Origin of the sequence: Streptomyces bluensis (genome assembly GCF_014650715.1) — a bacterium.
GTDB lineage: Bacteria > Actinomycetota > Actinomycetes > Streptomycetales > Streptomycetaceae > Streptomyces > Streptomyces bluensis.
On sequence record NZ_BMVM01000050.1, the window covers coordinates 1 to 1,367 of the forward strand.

The window sequence follows — 1,367 nt, forward strand, 5'->3', positions numbered from 1 at the left end:
ACTCCTGCGCCGCACCCCCCAGCACCCGCCGCGACCCGACCCCCTCATCCAGACCGAAAGCCGCTGTCTCGGCGGGGCCTGCCGACCGGAGGGAGGAGGCCTGCGCCGCGGGCGACGCCGTGGACAGGGCACTCGAAGCGGTCGTCGGCAGGGCCGTTGCCAACGCTGTGGTCACTGTTAACGGCAGCACGAATCTGCCCTTGAGTCTCATCACTGATCCTGCTCATCAGGCGATCAAGCGAGCGGAAAGTGGGTCTCCGGTGCTTGGGAAGAAACCGGGCCGGGTACGGCAGGACCTGCCGTACCGGGCCCCGGAAGGGAAACGGTTCAGCGACCGTCAGTTCTTGACCTGAATCCCGTCGTTGAAGATCTCGTCGACTCCGACAGCCCGGTCCCAGACACGGACGTTGTCGATGGTCCCGGCCAGGTGCTCCTGGGAGGTGCTCTGGTGGTACAGCCTGCCGATCTGGAGGCCACCCGACGCGCGCCACGGGGTGGTGAAGTCGGCCGCCGCCTGGGGCTTGCCGTTCACGAACAGCTGGATCTTCTTCGCCGACGCGTCGTACACCCCGGCCAGATGCGTCCACACCCCGGTCTGCGCCACATCCGTACTCAGCGACCGGACGATCGCCGGCTCATCGACATCCGTGGCGTGCCGGTTGAACACCCACTTGTCGTAGGCCTTCGAGTAGTACAGCTGGAAGCCGCTGGCGTGATTCCCCGACTGCGAAAGGAAGGTGTGGTTCCTGTCCTTGTTGTCGAGCTTGACCCACGCCGACACGGAGTACGACTTGGTCGTGTCCACCACCGGTCCGGCCGTGGCCGCATACGCCGACGTCCCGTTCAGCTTCAACGCCGAACCGACCTTGCCCGCGGCACCGAGCTGAGCCCCGGCCCCGGCGACCATCGCCACCGGACCGGCGCCCATGCCTCCACTGACCTGCGTCGCACCGGCGCCCTCGTCCAGCGGGAACGAGGCCAACTCCTGCAGGTGCGCGGGCAGCCCGCCGCCGTAGATCGATGTCGCGTCGGCCTGCGTCAGGACCGACTGAACCGTCCGCACGTCATCGATGAGGCCGCCCGTGTTCTCCTGCCAGGCGCCCTGCCAGCGCAGCCTGCCGATCTGCAGACCGCCGCCCGCCCGCCAGGGTGTGGTGAACTCGGTTGCCGTCTGCGCCTTGCCGTTCACGAACAGCTGGATCTTCTTCGCCGACGCGTCGTACGTCCCTGCCAGGTGCGTCCACACCCCGGCCTGCGCCGCACTCGTGCTCAGCGACCGGATGGTCTCCGTGTCGTCGGCGTCCTTGGAGTGCCGGTTGAACACCCACTTGTCGTAGGCCTTCGAGTAGTACAGCTGGAACCCGCTC

1 protein-coding gene is annotated in these 1,367 nt (G+C 67.4%); it reads right to left on the reverse strand.

Annotated features, from left to right (window positions below; translation table 11 throughout):
- Positions 1–337: 337 nt before the first annotated feature.
- Positions 338–1,367 (reverse strand): LamG-like jellyroll fold domain-containing protein (locus IE262_RS39045; protein ID WP_308432859.1); only part of this gene is annotated, 1,030 nt, incomplete at its 5' end.